General features: G+C 43.2%; 13 protein-coding genes. 3 read left to right on the top strand and 10 right to left on the bottom strand.

Annotation, left to right across the window (positions count from 1 at the left end; all coding sequences use genetic code 11):
- Nucleotides 1-30: 30 nt before the first annotated feature.
- From purH to dusB, 3 genes are all read right to left on the bottom strand, one after another.
- A complete protein-coding gene (gene purH / locus KHS79_RS10860; RefSeq protein WP_212718841.1) occupies nucleotides 31-1,638 on the bottom strand; it encodes a bifunctional phosphoribosylaminoimidazolecarboxamide formyltransferase/IMP cyclohydrolase in 1,608 nt (535 codons plus the stop codon).
- Nucleotides 1,639-1,837: 199 nt separating this feature from the next.
- A complete protein-coding gene (gene fis / locus KHS79_RS10855) occupies nucleotides 1,838-2,158 on the bottom strand; it encodes a DNA-binding transcriptional regulator Fis (protein WP_027706916.1) in 321 nt (106 codons plus the stop codon).
- Nucleotides 2,155-3,144 carry a tRNA dihydrouridine synthase DusB gene (dusB, locus tag KHS79_RS10850; RefSeq protein WP_230413336.1) on the bottom strand — a complete coding sequence of 330 codons (990 nt, stop codon included), beginning with the start codon at nucleotides 3,142-3,144 and terminating at the stop codon, nucleotides 2,155-2,157. Before dusB ends, fis begins: the two co-directional genes overlap by 4 nt.
- A gap of 33 nt (nucleotides 3,145-3,177) precedes the next feature.
- Here dusB and KHS79_RS10845 point away from each other — a divergent pair, with 33 nt between their 5' ends.
- Nucleotides 3,178-3,378: a hypothetical protein gene (locus tag KHS79_RS10845; protein WP_157365369.1), complete on the top strand. Its 201-nt coding sequence runs from the start codon at nucleotides 3,178-3,180 to the stop codon at nucleotides 3,376-3,378.
- A gap of 14 nt (nucleotides 3,379-3,392) precedes the next feature.
- Here KHS79_RS10845 and KHS79_RS10840 read toward each other — a convergent pair whose 3' ends face one another.
- The 7 genes from KHS79_RS10840 to KHS79_RS10810 all read right to left on the bottom strand — a co-directional run bounded on the left by KHS79_RS10840 (nucleotide 3,393) and on the right by KHS79_RS10810 (nucleotide 12,838).
- The gene (locus KHS79_RS10840) at nucleotides 3,393-5,111 is read right to left on the bottom strand and encodes a DUF3426 domain-containing protein (RefSeq protein ID WP_212718840.1); all 1,719 of its coding nucleotides are present in this window, start codon (nucleotides 5,109-5,111) and stop codon (nucleotides 3,393-3,395) included.
- A gap of 157 nt (nucleotides 5,112-5,268) precedes the next feature.
- Complete coding sequence (gene prmA, locus KHS79_RS10835) at nucleotides 5,269-6,159, bottom strand: 50S ribosomal protein L11 methyltransferase (protein ID WP_212718839.1); 891 nt, start codon at nucleotides 6,157-6,159, stop codon at nucleotides 5,269-5,271.
- Between the two features lie 142 nt (nucleotides 6,160-6,301).
- A complete protein-coding gene (gene accC / locus KHS79_RS10830) occupies nucleotides 6,302-7,642 on the bottom strand; it encodes an acetyl-CoA carboxylase biotin carboxylase subunit (protein WP_212718837.1) in 1,341 nt (446 codons plus the stop codon).
- 44 nt (nucleotides 7,643-7,686) lie between these two features.
- Nucleotides 7,687-8,166 (bottom strand): acetyl-CoA carboxylase biotin carboxyl carrier protein, encoded by a 480-nt coding sequence (gene accB, locus KHS79_RS10825; RefSeq protein ID WP_027706921.1) that lies wholly within the window; start codon nucleotides 8,164-8,166, stop codon nucleotides 7,687-7,689.
- Between the two features lie 27 nt (nucleotides 8,167-8,193).
- Nucleotides 8,194-8,646, bottom strand: coding sequence for a type II 3-dehydroquinate dehydratase (aroQ, locus tag KHS79_RS10820; RefSeq protein ID WP_027706922.1), 453 nt, complete (start codon nucleotides 8,644-8,646; stop codon nucleotides 8,194-8,196).
- 398 nt (nucleotides 8,647-9,044) lie between these two features.
- Complete coding sequence (dsbD, locus tag KHS79_RS10815) at nucleotides 9,045-10,955, bottom strand: protein-disulfide reductase DsbD (protein WP_212718835.1); 1,911 nt, start codon at nucleotides 10,953-10,955, stop codon at nucleotides 9,045-9,047.
- A 209-nt stretch (nucleotides 10,956-11,164) separates the two neighbouring features.
- Entirely contained in the window at nucleotides 11,165-12,838 is a 1,674-nt protein-coding gene (locus KHS79_RS10810; RefSeq protein WP_051310806.1) for a diguanylate cyclase, read from the bottom strand.
- A gap of 201 nt (nucleotides 12,839-13,039) precedes the next feature.
- Here KHS79_RS10810 and KHS79_RS10805 point away from each other — a divergent pair, with 201 nt between their 5' ends.
- Both KHS79_RS10805 and KHS79_RS10800 read left to right on the top strand, forming a co-directional pair.
- Nucleotides 13,040-13,759, top strand: a complete 720-nt coding sequence (locus KHS79_RS10805) for a hypothetical protein (protein WP_212718833.1) — start codon at nucleotides 13,040-13,042, stop codon at nucleotides 13,757-13,759.
- Between the two features lie 55 nt (nucleotides 13,760-13,814).
- Entirely contained in the window at nucleotides 13,815-14,864 is a 1,050-nt protein-coding gene (locus KHS79_RS10800) for a DUF2333 family protein (RefSeq protein WP_212718831.1), read from the top strand.
- The last annotated feature ends 224 nt before the right edge of the window (nucleotides 14,865-15,088 follow it).

Below are 15,088 nucleotides of genomic sequence, written 5' to 3'. Positions count from 1 at the left end.
GGTTTATTGGCTACTCAATTTTGGTATGTGTTAGTGACGGAAATGTCTGATACCCGTAAATACCATTGCAATACCTGCCTCATTGGCTGCAGCGATCACTTCCGCGTCACGCATGGAGCCGCCAGGCTGAATAACAGCTGTTATGCTTGCAGCAGCGGCAGCATCAATACCGTCCCTGAAAGGAAAGAAGGCATCTGATGCCATAACAGAACCTTTGACCACAAGATTTTCATCGGCTGCTTTGATGCCTGCAATTTTAGCACTATAGACGCGGCTCATCTGTCCTGCGCCAATGCCTATGGTTTGCTGCTTCCGAGCGTAAACGATGGCATTAGATTTAACATATTTCACTACTTGCCAGGCAAAAAGCAGATCTTGCATTTCTTGGGGCGATGGCTGGCGATCTGTTACGCAAGAAATATTGGGTTGGGCTATTACACTAAGATCTGCATCTTGAACCAGAAGTCCGCCTTCAACGCGTTGGTAGTGCAAGTAGGGTGAAGGTGCCGACGACCACATACCACAATTTAGGGCACGAATATTGGGCTTATTACTTAAAGCTTCTGTTGCTGCCTGGGTAAATGAAGGCGCAATAATAACTTCGACAAACTGTTGAGCCAGAATAGCATCAATAACGTCACTGTTTACTTCCTGATTGAACGCGATAATGCCGCCAAATGCAGAGGTTGGGTCAGTAGTATAAGCTCGTTGATATGCTTCTAACAGAGTGTCAGCAATAGCCACACCGCAAGGGTTGGCGTGTTTAACAATGACGCATGCGGGTTCTTGAAAGTTTTTTACACATGCGAGGGCAGCATCCGCATCTGCAATATTATTATAGGAAAGGGCCTTACCTTGAAGTTGGGAGGCTGTTGCTAGGGATGGTTCAGGTGTTGCTCTACTGTTACTCAGTTCTTTGTAGAATGCTGCTTTTTGATGAGGATTTTCACCGTAACGCAAATCGAAACTTTTTGAAAAAGTCATACATAATGTGTCGGGAAATTTGTCACTGATCTGTTGAGTATTATCTGCAGTAGAGATGACATCACTTAGATAGTTTGCGATAGCTTGGTCATAGGCGGAGGTATGTTGAAATGCCTGTAATGCCAGTTTTTGGCGCATTGAGAATGGGATACCTTGCATATTATCCATAGCATCAATAACAGATGAGTAGGCTTCTGGCTTGACAACGACAGTCACATCCTGGTGGTTTTTAGCGGCCGCTCGCACCATAGTGGGACCACCAATATCAATGTTTTCAATGGCAGTTTGATAGTCACAATCTGGCTGGGCAATCGTTTTCTGAAAGGGGTATAAGTTGACAACCACTAAGTCTATCGCTGTGATGGCATGTTGGCGCATGGTTTCATCATCAATACCTCGGCGAGCAAGTATGCCACCATGTATTTTGGGGTGTAATGTTTTTACCCGGCCACTCATTATTTCTGGAAATCCAGTGTAGTCGGCAACTTCTTGAACTTGGATTCCCTGATCTTGCAACAAACGAAAAGTGCCTCCTGTTGATAGGATATGAACACCACGTTGTTGAAGTTGTTGAGCAAACTCTACGATACCTGTTTTATCCGATACACTAATCAGTGCACACTGAACTGGTTTGGATTGGAGGTTATTTGCCATAGCAAGCGCCCTAAATTGGTTTTCAATCAATGACCACAAATAAATTCATTCTGCAAGCTTAGGTTATTTATTAAACGCTGATGGACGATGAAGAAACCTGAGCTGTTAAATGAGGGTGCATAATACTGGCTGCTTTTTTTATTTTACTGGCAGAAACAAAAAAGGCGGATTGTTATCCGCCTTTTGTCGTTTGTTGCTATCACAGTAATCCATACTGTTTTAACTTTTTACGAAGTGTCCCTCGATTCAGGCCCAAAATAGCAGATGCTTTGGTTTGGTTGCCATTAACGTGGGCCATGACCACTTCCAGCAAGGGGGCTTCAACTTCAGAAAGCACCATCTGGTATACATCAGTTACTTCCTGGCCATCCAAGTGGGCAAAATAATTCGCCAGAGACTTTTCTACGCTATCCCGCAGTGTCTGCGACTGTTGCTCAACCGGACTGGTTAAATGCTGGCGCAGAAGCGAGTTATCAGTCGCGGAAGTATGTTCTTTCATTATAATTTCAGATGCAGTCATGCCGCAATGTCCTCTCCATTAAGTAAACGTTCAAAGTACTCCTGAACGCTTGCGCGCTGAGCGGCTGTGGTTTCCAGCTGGTTAAAATGCTGGCGGAACTTATTGCCACTTGCATGCGCCCTCAGATACCAACCTACATGCTTACGTGCAATACGTATGCCCATATAGTCGCCATAGAACGTATATAGGTGGTTCAGATGATTAAGCAGTATTGCTGCAACATCATGTAGACTCGGCGGTGCTAAGAGTGAGCCTGTTTGCAGGTAATGTGATATTTCTTGGAAAATCCAGGGTCGTCCTTGAGCTGCACGACCAATCATTACTGCATCAGCTTCGGTATACTCTAGTACGGCTTTTGCTTTTTCCGGTGAGCAAATATCACCGTTGGCAAACACAGGAATACTTACAGACTGTTTGATGGTCGCGATGGTATCGTATTCTGCTTCACCTTTGTAGCCACAAGCTCTTGTTCGGCCATGAACGGCCAAAGCTTGGACACCACAATCCTCAGCGATTTTGGCAATAGTTACCCCATTGCGGTGCTCTGGGCTCCATCCAGTACGAATTTTTAATGTAACAGGCACATCCACTGACTTGACGACAGCAGTAAGTATATCGCGAACTAATACTTCATCTTTCAGTAATGCTGATCCGGCTGCTTTGTTACAGACTTTTTTGGCTGGACACCCCATGTTGATATCAATGATCTGAGCACCATTTTCCTGATTAAGACGGGCTGCAGTAGCCATCATGTCAGGATCGCCTCCGGCAATTTGAACTGCACGGGGTTCAGCTTCTCCTTCATGATCCAGCCTTAGCTTGGATTTACGACTGTTCCATAGCTTGGTATTAGCTGTCACCATTTCAGAGACGACAAGCCCTGCCCCTAACCGCTTACATAATTGGCGAAAGGGTCGATCAGTCACCCCTGCCATAGGAGCAAGAATAACGGGTACGGTTATTTTATAAGAGCCTATTTGAAACACGGGCCTTACCAATCTCATCAATGGGTGAAACTGGTGAATACACTTCACATGGTCGAGAAACTAGATTTGGCTAAAGTTTCGACAACTACAGTCGCTGTTCAGGATACCACCGATAACGTGGGGGGTCGCTATCATACTCTGTTGTGTTTTTCTTATAAAGCAAAATTCACTAAAAAACTGGTTAAATTGAGAGCACTTATGCAACAGCTTCAACTTAGTGGCATGAAGAAATAGCAACTGATTGAGGGTTATTTGTGCTTTAAGAACGTCATATGATAATTAACTGCGTTTGGACCTGGGTCAACAATTTCAAAAGATAAATGAATGGGCACTCGTGCAGGCATTTCTTTTGAGCCTGCTAACTCACCTGCAAGATAGTCTGAGGGTTTAAATCCACGTGATGCAATCACGTTATCATTGATATCAGAAAAAGTGAGTTTAATTGTTGGAAAGGGTTGAGCAAAGTTCGCTTGGTTAAAAATAATCGCATCAATTAAAAGTGCGTTTGGGTAACGTGGGTGACTTCTAACTAAAAGCTCATTGCCTTTAATTTTGTTGATATCAATTCGAGTGGGCAGCTTACATCCAACATACTGGCAGGCTTTGGTGTAGTAAGGACGGTAGCGTTCATCTTGTGCCAGCGTATCAAATTTAAACCAGCCATACTGGATTATAAGTCCAGCGACTAGAATAATGTTTGCAACCATCCAGGCTGTTATTTTCCACCAGTTTCGTTTTTCGGGAAGAACAAGTTCCAAGGGGTCTGATGCTAGCTCATTAAGCAAAAAAGAATTTTCAGCATCTGTCTCTGTTGCTGCGGGCTGTTCGATATCCTCTATAACAGGCTCATCTTCTTCATCTGGCAACAATGTCTTGGTGCGCTTAACAGGCTTGGTTTGCTTAGCAGGGGGGGGCGCAGGACGAGCAGCTTTTTCCTTTGGCTCTGTTGTAGGTGTTGATGTAATTGGCTCATCGAGTGTTTGTTCTACATTGTCATGCTTGCTTTCTGTCTGGGCTGAAGTTTTTTTACTGAAGGTACTTACCCACTTTAAAGTTGCCGCAGGAGAGGTGCCATCTGCTGTTTGGCCTTCAGATAAGTTTGATTTTGCTTGTACTTGGCTGTTTACTTCAGTTGCTTTGAGCGCGCTAGAGGGTATTGGTTTGGGAGGTGCTGAGTGCTGATTTATTTGTTCGCTATCTGCTGCCCTTTCTGAAGCTACTGCACTTGAGCTGTCACCGACTCTTGTGCTGATAGGCTGATCTTCTACCTGTTGTTGTGCTTCGATAGGCTGTATTGATGATGCCTGTACAGGTAGGGGCTTAATGGTTTGTCGCTGGTGATCAGCTGCTGTCTCTTTATTTTTACTATCGTTTTTTTCCTGTTTGACAGGTGGTTCTTCGGTTTTAATGGCAGGTTGAGACGTTGGCTGAACTTTTGTTGTTGCAATAAACGGGGCTGGAGAAGATGCTTTTTCTTCAGTCTCAATAGGTTTTATTTGGGGGCTAGGTGAATAATTCGGGCGTATATTATTCTTCTCTTGAGATTTTTTAACTCGAGCTTCTTCCAGTTCTTCTTCTTGCTCTAGCTCAGCTAATAAAGCGAGCGCCCAGGATTCATCTACCTCTTGGAATGAGTCTTCTCCTAAGGTTGGTGATGATGCAGGGGATGCGTCAGGACGCGTAGCCTCTTCAGCTTGTGTTGTTGAAGGTTCTGCAAACTCTAATAAATCATCTTCAACGTCAAAAGAGCGTTGTAAACCCTGATCAAAGCGCGTATTAGGCGATGATGATTTTTCTGAATACCCTGCAAGTGTCGTCTGATTATCTGGAATTAGGTAATTAGTAGCTAAAAATACATGCATGCATGAGCCACAGCGTACTGAGCCATTGGCAGCATTCAATTGACTTTTTGTAAGGCGGAAAGAGGTTCCGCATTGGGGACAGCGGGTTACCCAAGTACTCACCATAGATGCATGTAGCCCTAACCACAGATCATCAAAGTTAAAAAAACGTCTTGCTAAAAGTACTAAAAAAATATAAATCAGCCACGGTATTGTTTACCTTAGACTTTTTTCAAAGCTCTGTGGAACCTGCTTATCTATAAGCCTGACAGTGTTATACCTATTAATGTGTGGCTATTTTTCGTCCAGCCAGACAAACCCAACCATCCTGGGTTTTGAAGTAATCCAGCGAAAACCAAGGTGCATAGGCTGCAATAACTTGATCCGCTTGTTCCATTAAAATACCAGATAACGCAATTAAACCATCGGTTTTGACAAGTGGTGCAAGTTTTGGTGCCAAATCAATTAATGGTTTTGCTAAAATATTAGCCACTAATACGTCGGTTGTCGTATTAGAAAAGTCCTCAGGAAGATAAACATGTAACTGCTCAGGGTTTATGTGATTACGCTGAGCGTTATCTGCCGTAGCCTGTAAGGCTTGTGGGTCGTTATCGATGGCAATTGCTTGTTTTGCTCCAAGCAAGAGCGAGGCGATGGCAAGAATTCCAGAACCACAACCATAGTCAATAACGTCGAGCTTATTAAGATTTTGGGCATCTAGCCAGGTTAGACACATTGCTGTTGTTGGGTGGGTCCCTGTGCCAAATGCTAAACCTGGATCAAGTCGAAGGTTAACTGCGTTTGGTTGAGGAGGCTCTAACCAGCTGGGACAAATCCATAAGCGCTCACCAAATTGCATTGGGTGGTATTGTCCCATCCACTCTCTTTCCCAGTCTTTATCTTCGACAATTTCTACACGGTAGGTGGGAAGTGACTCAGGAGAAAAGTAATTTTCCAAGCTCGCTGTTACAAGCTCCATTGGCGTGTTTGCTGTAAAAAGGCCAATAAGAATGGTTTTCTCCCATAATGGTGTTGTACCAAGTTCTGGCTCGTAAACAGGTTTGTCTTGGGCGTCTTCATAAGTTACTGAGCAAGCCCCAAGCGCCAGTAACTGGTCTTCAAGTTCGTCAACCATTTTGGGGTTAACTTCTAGCTTTATTTGGACCCAAGACATACGAGCAACCTTAGTTTGTGATTTTGCCGGGCAGGGTAAGGATAATTTTATGGTAAGTAAAGAGGCAGGAACAACAGGCTGATAGCCTGCTATTCCAGTCTTAAGTATCTAGCCTCTACTAAGAGAGGGGAGATCTTTTCATTTAACGAGAAAGTTTCTGCTCTAGATAGTGGATATTGACGCCACCCGCTGCGAAATTGCTATCTCGCATTAGCTCCATATGCAAAGGTGTGTTGGTCCGTATACCGTGAACAACGAGTTCATCCAACGCATTTCGCATTCTTCTGATGGCTTCTTCGCGGTCGCCACCATAAGCAATTAGCTTAGCAATGAGTGAGTCATAATAGGGGGGGACCGTATAACCTGTGTAAAGGTGTGAATCAACTCGAATGCCATAGCCACCTGGTGCATGGTAGTGCTTAACAGGTCCAGGAGAAGGCATAAATGTTTTTGGATCTTCTGCGTTAATACGACACTCAATAGCATGGCCACTTATTGTGATGTCTTCCTGGCGTAGTGATAAAGGCTCGCCACTAGCGATTTTGAGCTGCTCTTTAACAATATCAACACCAGTCACAATTTCTGATACTGGATGCTCAACCTGAACCCGAGTGTTCATTTCAATAAAATAGAACTGACCATCCTGATACAAAAATTCAAAGGTGCCTGCTCCTCGGTAGCGAATATCAACACAAGCTTTTACGCAGCGCATAGCAATATCATTGCGTAAGTCATCAGGGATACCTGGCGCAGGCGCTTCTTCAATGACTTTTTGGTGTCGTCTTTGTAGAGAGCAGTCTCTGTCGCCAAGATGTATGGCGTTCCCCTGGCCGTCTGCTAAGATTTGGATTTCAACATGGCGAGGTCTTTCTAAGTATTTCTCTAAGTAAACCATGTCATTGCCAAAAGCAGCGAGGGCTTCGGACTGTGTCACACTGACAGCATTTAATAGGTGAGCTTCACTGTGAACAACGCGCATTCCACGACCGCCACCACCACCTGATGCTTTGACGATAACTGGGTAGCCAATTTCGCGGGCGATGCGTACTGTGCGCTCTTTATCTTCAGTAAGTGGACCATTAGATCCAGGAACAGTAGGTACCCCTGCCTTTTGCATGGCTTTGATAGCGGATACTTTATCCCCCATCAGGCGAATGACATCAGCAGATGGACCAATGAACTTAAAGCCACTCTTTTCAACTTGTTCTGCAAAATCTGCATTTTCCGCTAAGAAGCCATAACCAGGGTGAATGGCAACAGCATCAGTCACTTCTGCGGCACTGATAATAGCGGGAATGTTCAAGTAGCTATCAATTGGGTTATTCGGACCGATACATACTGTCTCATCAGCTAACCGAACATGCATTAAGGATTCGTCGGCCTTGGAGTGAACTGCGACGGTTTTTATGCCGAGTTCTTTACAGGCGCGCAGAATCCGTAGTGCAATTTCACCACGGTTGGCAATTAGCACTTTTTCCAACATGATGTTGATCCTGCGTTGTTAGTTGTGTTGAAAGCATTAAATGCTTAGACGATTGTCACCAGAGGCTGGTCAAACTCAACAGGCTGACCATTTTCAACCAAAATGGCTTCTACGGTGCCGGTTTTGTCTGCCTCTATTTGATTCATCATTTTCATTGCTTCAACAATACACAACACATCACCCACTTTGACATGTTGTCCAACTTCTATAAAAGCAGGAGAGCTGGGAGAAGGAGCGCGATAAAAAGTACCAACCATGGGTGAGTGAACCGTATGGCCATTAAGTGCTGGCTTTTCAGGCTTGTCTTCTGCTGGCTTAGCTTCTGCGGCGGGAACAGCGGTAGCAGAGGCAGTTGCCATTGGCATTGTTGGCTGTAAGTGGGCAGCAGCATAAGCAGGAGCTACAGGTGCTGGATTAGAGTGACGGCTGATCCGCACGGACTCTTCACCTTCTTTTATTTCCAGTTCGTCGATACCGGATTCTTCCAGTAACTCAATGAGTTTTTTGACTTTTCTAATATCCATAGTTCGTGCTCTCTTCAAGCTAGCAATTTAGTCAAGTGCAAGGTTTTCTATATGGCGGATTGCTGCAAGCAAAGCCAGTTCGTAACCTTGTGCACCTAATCCACATATCACCCCTTGAGCAACATCAGAAAAATAAGACTGATGTCGAAAAGTTTCTCTCTGGTGAATATTGGATAGATGAACTTCAATAAATGGAATATTGACCCCTAATAATGCATCGCGTAATGCGACACTCGTATGCGTAAATGCCGCAGGATTGATAATGATGAAATGAATGCCCTCATTAGCCGCATCATGAATACGGTCAATTAATTCATACTCAGCATTACTCTGCATTGCTTGCAAGTGGTGGCCATGTTCCAGAGCCTGTGTTGTCAGTGTCTGGTTTATATCGTCAAGTGTCGTTGACCCATAAATTGTGGGTTCTCTTTTGCCCAGTAAATTTAGGTTAGGTCCATGGAGAACAAGAATGGTTGCCATATTAAAGAGAGCCCCCAAATTATCTTGGTTATCCCCAGAAGAAGTAAACTGAGGGGTTTAGAGTGTGTTACCTTTGTGTGGGTCTGTAAGCCCTTAAAAACTGGCCTGTTTAGTTAGCCAGCATTCTTGGTTAAAGATTTACACAAGAACGTGTCATTACATGGTTGTTGACAGCTGTTGTGTAACCTTAACTGTTCAGACTTACAATGAACTTGCTGACGATAATGATAAGGCGCAGATTCTGCCTGAAAGAAAAAGAACTGTCCAGTTATCGTCTGTTACTGCACGTTACCGCCATGATAAAAGCCAGTTTATATATTTTCCCGTAAGATGGTTAATAAATAACAACACGTTAGCTACCGTTGTTTACTTTCTACTGAATTTGGCCCTAATTGTCGTCAATTAAGCACTGAAGTTAGACGATCTTTTAAAGATTGGGCAGTAATATCGCCTTGTAAGCGTAGAGAGGAGAGTTCATTGCCTTGTTGATCAAAAAAAAGCAGGGCAGGAGGGCCAAACAGACCATATTCTTTTAATAGTGAGCTATGGTCAGGCGTATTATCAGTAATATCGGCTTTGACCAGCATAAACTGACTTAATAGTGTATTAACCTCTGGTTTCGTAAGGACGTCTCGCTCAATGACTTTACAGGAAATACACCAGTCAGCGTAAATATCAACTAAAACAGGTTTTTTTTGCACGCTGGCCTGGGCAATAACACTCGTTAGTTGTTGGGTAGTTGTTACTGTTGTGAAATCAGCGCGTTGAGATCTAATAGGGCCAGAGGCAGTGGCTAGGGGCCTTAGTGGATCATGGTTTCCTTGGGCTGCACCAATAATCAGTGTGGAGCCATAAATAAGCAAAATAATACCTAGCCCTTGAAAAAAAGCACGCCACTGGGTTTTAGGTGTAAAGTTAAGCGCGCCGAGGTAAATTGCACTACAGATGAGTAATGCTGCCCATAGCATCAGCGTGAGTGGACCTGGTATTAACCTTTCCAGTAACCATATGGCGACTCCCAGCAACAGGACGCCAAAAACGGATTTAACTGCATTCATCCAGTTACCGGCCTTGGGAAGTAACTTGGCTCCTCCTGCTCCAATGAGAAGTAAAGGAATTCCCATACCAATGCTTAAGCTAAATAAGCTGACAGCACCTAATGTGGCATCGCCTGTTTGTGAAATGAATAACAAAATTCCAATTAAGGGGGCAGATACACAAGGTGATACCAATAAGCTAGAGAAGATGCCCATAACACCCGCACTAAGATAGCTCCCTCCTTGCTGCTTACTCATAACGCGGTCAATTCTATCTCTTAAAAACTGGGGCAGCTGAAGTTCATAAAAGCCAAACATTGCAAACGCTAAGAGAACAAAAAGGATCGCAAAAGGAATGAGTAACCAGGGAGACTGGAATTGGGCTTGAAGATTGTAATCTGCACCTAGCAAGCCCATTAGAGAACCAACAATGGTGTAAGTAATGGCCATACCAAGAACAAAGCATAAGCTTAGGGTAATAGACTGGCGTTGAGATAACTGGCCACGTTGATGCTCGCCGACAATAATACTTGAAAGGATAGGCATCATGGGAAATACGCAGGGGGTGAAGCTCAGGCCTAAGCCTGCAATGACAAACATGAGAATGATCCATAGCCAGTTACCTGAGCTAAGGAGTTCAGTATAGGTTGCTTCAAGTGTTGTGTTACTGCTGATAGGTGAAGTAGTTGCAGGAATAACCGTTTTGCTAGAAACAGCCTGGGTTGATGTTGTAGCTGTATTTAAAGGTTGCGAGGATGTTGTTGTTGGTGTACTTCCTGCTGGGCGCTGGGGTGTTAATGCTAAGTTAATGGTGTGTGGGGGATAACACAGTCCCTTTTCAGCACAGCCTTGGAATGTTGCTGCCAGAGAAAGCAGATCAGTTTGCTGATTTAAGGGAAGCTTGACTGTAACATCGTGCTCAAACACCTCTACATCTTTTTGCTGGAATGGGTCAAACTTGATCTTTCCAGAAGGAATAACCGGGTTGCTACTGGTAATTCCTGCATCTTCAATCCTAAAGCGGAACCTGCCTTTATAAAGATAATGTTCTGGTGTGACTTTAAAGGTTAAGTAAGCCGTACCGTCTTCAATATAGCCTTGCACCTGAAAGGCTTCTTCAACAGGAAGAAACTCACTGTCTTCGATAGAACTGAGGGCATTATTGTTAAAAGGTGAGCGGTCAAATAAGCCTTCACTATATGTGAGTGGACTCAATAATCCTAATAGAAGTAATAATGAAGCAAGCTGTAGGAGGGAAGGGCTTTTTTTCATTGATTATAGGGTTCCGTCACCATAAATGTTTGAGGGTTTGACTTTAGACCTTTAGCTGAGTTCCTGATGTCGCATAGATTAGCATAAACGCGTGGGTAAAAGCTTTACAGTATTAGCAGGAAGTAAACGAGTGGCTGCTCAGCTTATTAAATGACCGATTAAAATATAAAAAACTTGCAAGGGGAATGTGTAGTGTGTGAGTGGGATGATTAGGAAGCTGAAGCAGCGGGTTTTTTAGGTGATCCCTTCTCTTTCGGAGGAGTATAAATCCGGACACAGTTACGGCCAGCATGCTTCGCGTCATAAAGTGCCTGGTCTGCTTGAGAGGATAACATTTCATTGTTGTCTTCAGTGAGCATCGCTATTCCACAGCTAAATGTAACCTGGAGGTCTTCTGGGTGAGCAGGTTGACGCAGCTGAGCAAAGTGTGAGCGAATATCATTAAGCAGTGCAATGGCATTTTCTTGCTGTGTGTTGGGGAGGATGACGGCGAACTCCTCACCACCATAACGCCCCACTGTATCTGTTTTCCGCAGGCGCTGTTTAAGAAATAAGGCGAGGCTTTTGATCACCCTGTCACCCATTGGGTGGCCATAAGTGTCATTCACACTCTTAAAGTGGTCTATATCAATCATGGCAAAGGCGAGTGGTGTTTGGTTTTCCTCAGAGCGCAGGATTTCATTTTGCAGCTGTTGCAGTGTATAAGTGTGGTTGTAAAGTCCAGTCAAACTATCCCGTATCATTCTTGATAGCAGTGCTCTGGCCCGCTCGCCGCGGTTTCTAACCGTAGATATTAAGTGGTGCGGTTTAATCGGTTTGGTCAAAAAGTCATCCCCCCCCTCACTCATGGCAATTAATTGTTTGTCTACATCAGCTTCAGCGGAGAGATAGATAATGGGGATGCTGACGTACTTTTCCTGCTGGCGAATGACTTTAGCTAACTCCATCCCATTACATTCAGGCATATACATATCAAGAATCATCAAGTCTGCATCGAATTTTTCTAGTGCATCGAGGACTTCCAAAGGCTTCGTGATGACTTCTGTGATAATGCCGGCTTTGTTCAGTGTATTTTGTGTGAAATAAGCTTGAGCTTTTGAATCGTCAACGATCAATACGCGGTAAGGGTCCTGAACAACAACACGTGTTAGTTGTTCAATACGATCAATGATATGACCAATTTCAAGCCCTCGGGTATAAAACTCACAACCAAAAGCCCGAGTTGCTTCTAACCGCGTTCGAATATCATCAATATCGTGACTATAAAACAAAACAGGGAAAGGGCTGTCGCGCTCTGCCTGAATCTTCTTAATCAAATCAATACCGGCATGACGTTGTCGGCCAAAATCAACATCCATGACAATAACGGCAGGGTGGCGAGCATGATATGCATTCAAAAAGTCTCTGGGGGCAAAAAATGCTTTGGCTCGAATCCCAAAGTAATCCATTTGTTTCAGTAATTTTCCAGCAAGGCTGGGATGGTTTAGGCCAATATAGACAGGTTTTGTTGATGGAATTGATGTTGGTTTGGCGTTTGAGTCGCCTTTACGAAGGGCTGTGTAGCTGAGTGTGGAAATCAGGTTATTGAGTTTACGAATTGTATCACTATTAGGGATACTGTTACTGTCAAAATTTTGTAGAATATCCGCGATCTGTTCTGCGATTTGAGCATGTTTTTCCTGATCAAATCGTTTGGCGTACTTCAAAAGCTTTTCATTCGCTCGATTAAACTCCTCTAACCACTGCTTTGTCCAGTGGTCGGTATTTATTCGGTGCCAACATTCAATAACCTGGCGCGCTCTATTGGTAACGCGTTGAGCAAAATGATCCTTTAGCCGAGCGGTAGACTTTTGTATTGATTCTTTAGAAACTTGCTCGGTCATGATACAACGGACAGCCCATATTAAATGACATTATTTGATCACCATGTGCGCGTCTAGCTCAACAAACTAGTGAAGTTTTTACTGCTTTGTCTTGATAGTTATAGGTTATAAGATGGATTGACTCAACTGGTCGCACATGCATTATGTTACTCTAACCTCAAATACTGCCCGAAAGCCACTGTTATGATAAAAGGCGTGTTAATGGAGAATATTCATAAACAACGTTGTTTGATCCCTATTTTATTGGGATTGTTTCTTACTGTGGGTATAGCAGGTTGTAAGCATCAGACACTTCCCGCTAACGATCCCCAATCTACTCAGGAAATGGTTCAGAATGATACGAAGCATAAACGTATGCAGTCACGTATTGCCTGGTTATTGCTAGAGGCAGAAGATGCTTTTAAAGAACGGCGACTGACAACCCCAAAAACTGACAATGCCTTAAATTATTACCAAGAGGTTTTAGAGCAACAGCCTGATAATATTGAAGCACAACTTGGAATTGAGCGTATCGTTAAGCGTTACAAAAATATGATCCGTTATGCAGTTGAGCAAAAAAAACTCGCAAAAGCACAAATTTTATTGTTAAGAGCACAGTCAGTCGATAAGGATCATAAACTATTACAAACACTTGCAAATGAAGTTATGTCTCTGCAGTCAAAAGGAAAGTTGCAGTTTTATCTGGATGTAGATCTGCTGCAAGCTCGCTCACCAATTATTGTGCATCACTTAGCGTCTATTAGAAAATACCTTGCAGACGGTGCACAAGAGATACTTTTGGTAAGCCCTACGGATGCAGATAGTCAGTGGATATTGAAGCAGTTAGATGTTAATGCTAATGAACAGCGATTTACTGTACAACAGCAGGCGGGTAAGCAGCCTAAAGTTCAAATTAAACTGTCTTCCAGTAAAAACTCGTAAAGCAAGTTGTGCACAGTATAACTCTGAAAATTGATTACTAAATTAGAGAGAAATTATGGTACTTGACAGCATAAAGGATGTGCTTTTCACGTTGGGTGAAAAGTTCAGGATTATCGGAAAAGGACGTTTAGGAAAAGCCATCGGAATTGTTGGTGTCGTGCTAGTCTTGCCCATTGTTATTTTAGGTTTTATCTGGAACGCTGAGCCAGATTTATTTGATGTTGATACAGTGGCAAAAGACTATGCAAAACAAGAAGGTAATCAGGTGGTTACCGGCTATGTAACAACTTACACTCTTAAACATGTGACAGAAACGCTTTTAAATAAATCAGGTGGCTTTTTGTCAAACGATGTAATGCCACCCAGTGTTTTGATGGACAATATGCCAAGCTGGGAGTTTGGGGTTTTAGTACAAGTTCGTGACCTATCCAGGGCAATGCGGAAATCTTTCAGTCGGTCACAGTCACAATCGGTTGAAGACAAGGACTTGGCGATTGCTGAGCCACAATTTTCATTTGATCACCGAAGTTTTATGCTACCTTCTTCTGAAAAGGAGTATAAAAAAGGTCTTAAAAAGCTTGATAAGTACCTTCAGCGGTTAGCTGATCCAAAGGATCAAAATGCTCAATTTTACGCTCGTGCAGATAACTTGCGAGATTGGTTGGCTGATGTTGAAACTCGTTTAGGTAGTTTATCCCAACGGTTAAGTGCAAGTGTTGGCAAAGACCGGCTTAACACTGACTTAGAAGGTGAACCTGGGGCAAAGCAATCAACTTATAAGAAAGAGTTATTAGAAGTTAAAACACCATGGCTTGAGATTGATAATGTCTTTTTTGAAGCCAGAGGGACGGCATGGGCTTTAATACACTTTTTGCGTGCGATTGAAACAGACTTTGCAGATATTTTAGAAAAGAAAAAAGCTGTCATTAGCCTAAGACAGATTATTCGTGAGCTGGAAGCGACTCAAGAAGTTATTTGGAGTCCAGTGATTCTTAATGGTAGTGGGTTTGGCTTTTTAGCAAACCACTCGTTGGTGATGGCGTCCTATATTTCTCGTGCAAATGCTGCTCTGATCCAGTTGCGTAGTCTGCTTCAAAAGGGCTAATAATTCCACTTTTGAATATTTTTGTCACCAGGTTAGATGTAGAAGTACATCTAACCGCATCCTCATTTCTCTCTGCGTTTAATACACTACATTTGCCTTTTACAATAAAATAATTTTTATCAGTATTTGTTTTGAAATAGTGCTTATTAGCAAATATTGAAACTTGTATTTTATTGTGTTGTCTCTGTAAAACACGTAATACAAATAGGCCTTAGTATATTAAA

Origin of the sequence: Zooshikella ganghwensis (genome assembly GCF_018263875.1) — a bacterium.
GTDB lineage: Bacteria > Pseudomonadota > Gammaproteobacteria > Pseudomonadales > Zooshikellaceae > Zooshikella > Zooshikella ganghwensis.
This window is presented reverse-complemented; position numbering and strand designations above follow the sequence as displayed.

Excerpts from the sequence above, each read along its gene's own strand:
- accB (WP_027706921.1), bottom strand. The coding sequence starts at position 8,166 with ATGGATATTAGAAAAGTCAAAAAACTCATTGAGTTACTGGAAGAATCC.
- purH (WP_212718841.1), bottom strand. The coding sequence starts at position 1,638 with ATGGCAAATAACCTCCAATCCAAACCAGTTCAGTGTGCACTGATTAGT.
- KHS79_RS10810 (WP_051310806.1), bottom strand. The coding sequence starts at position 12,838 with ATGACCGAGCAAGTTTCTAAAGAATCAATACAAAAGTCTACCGCTCGG.
- KHS79_RS10840 (WP_212718840.1), bottom strand. The coding sequence starts at position 5,111 with ATGGTGAGTACTTGGGTAACCCGCTGTCCCCAATGCGGAACCTCTTTC.
- KHS79_RS10800 (WP_212718831.1), top strand. The coding sequence starts at position 13,815 with ATGGTACTTGACAGCATAAAGGATGTGCTTTTCACGTTGGGTGAAAAG.
- fis (WP_027706916.1), bottom strand. The coding sequence starts at position 2,158 with ATGACTGCATCTGAAATTATAATGAAAGAACATACTTCCGCGACTGAT.
- aroQ (WP_027706922.1), bottom strand. The coding sequence starts at position 8,646 with ATGGCAACCATTCTTGTTCTCCATGGACCTAACCTAAATTTACTGGGC.
- dsbD (WP_212718835.1), bottom strand. The coding sequence starts at position 10,955 with ATGAAAAAAAGCCCTTCCCTCCTACAGCTTGCTTCATTATTACTTCTA.
- KHS79_RS10805 (WP_212718833.1), top strand. The coding sequence starts at position 13,040 with ATGGAGAATATTCATAAACAACGTTGTTTGATCCCTATTTTATTGGGA.
- prmA (WP_212718839.1), bottom strand. The coding sequence starts at position 6,159 with ATGTCTTGGGTCCAAATAAAGCTAGAAGTTAACCCCAAAATGGTTGAC.
- accC (WP_212718837.1), bottom strand. The coding sequence starts at position 7,642 with ATGTTGGAAAAAGTGCTAATTGCCAACCGTGGTGAAATTGCACTACGG.